Origin of the sequence: Pseudoroseomonas cervicalis ATCC 49957 (genome assembly GCF_000164635.1) — a bacterium.
Lineage (GTDB): Bacteria > Pseudomonadota > Alphaproteobacteria > Acetobacterales > Acetobacteraceae > Pseudoroseomonas > Pseudoroseomonas cervicalis.
Genome location: NZ_GG771121.1, coordinates 1 through 833, shown reverse-complemented (window position 1 = coordinate 833; position 833 = coordinate 1). Strand labels below are relative to the sequence as shown.

The 833-nt window shown below is 76.0% G+C and carries 2 pseudogenes; both read left to right on the top strand.

The annotated features are described in order from the left end of the window. A pseudogene (locus HMPREF0731_RS22100) lies at nt 1–366 on the top strand (hypothetical protein); the annotation flags it as partial. A 78-nt stretch (nt 367–444) separates the two neighbouring features. Continuing rightward, nucleotides 445–833, top strand: a pseudogene (locus HMPREF0731_RS22095) (Zn-dependent hydrolase); the annotation flags it as partial.

Below are 833 nucleotides of genomic sequence, written 5' to 3'. Positions count from 1 at the left end.
ACCGGCCTGACCGGCCGCGACGACCTGCCCGCCGCCGCCCTGGCCGAGCGCCGCGCCTGGGCGCGCGAGGAGGTGGCCGCCATCGCCGCCCGGGTGGAGGCGCCGCCGATCGGCGTGCAGATCGGCCTGCTGGAGGCGGTGCCGCCCAGCCAGACCTTCGAGGTGCTGCTGGGTGGCGGGCCGGACCGCGTCGCCGTCAGCCCCTTCCGCCTCGGCGAATACCCCAATGTCACCGCCGGCATCGCGACGCTGAGCGCCGAGCCGGCGACCGTCGCCCTGTATCGCGACCTGGCCCAGCGCCTCTGGCAGGGCGCGCTGAAGGGCGAGGCGGCGGCGCGGCGCCTGCGGGCTTTGCTCGCCAGCTGAGGCACTTTCCGCCCCCGCCGCGTTGACAGGGCGGCACCGTCCAGCAAAATGGATTTTTCCGATATGACGGATTCTTCCATGCCCGCTCCCGCTTCCGACGCTGCCCTGGCCGCGCATCTCCTGGCGCTGTTCCGCCAGCTCTCGGCGGATGGGGAGGGGGTGACCCGCCCGGCCTATGGCGCGGCGGAAGGCGCCTGCCTGGACGTCCTGGCCGGGATCGCCCGGGCCGAGGGGCTGGAGGCCTGGCCAGACGCCGCCGGCAATCTCTGGATGCAGCCGCCCGGCCTGGGCGAGGCCCCTGCCCCCGCCTGCGGCAGCCACATGGATTCGGTGCCGCAGGGCGGCAATTTCGACGGCGCGGCGGGGGTGGTGGCCGGGCTGCTCTGCGCCCGCCAGGCGCTGCGCGAGGGCCGGCGCCTGCGCGCCGTCGCCCTGCGCGGCGAGGAATCCCCCTGGTTCGGCGCGCC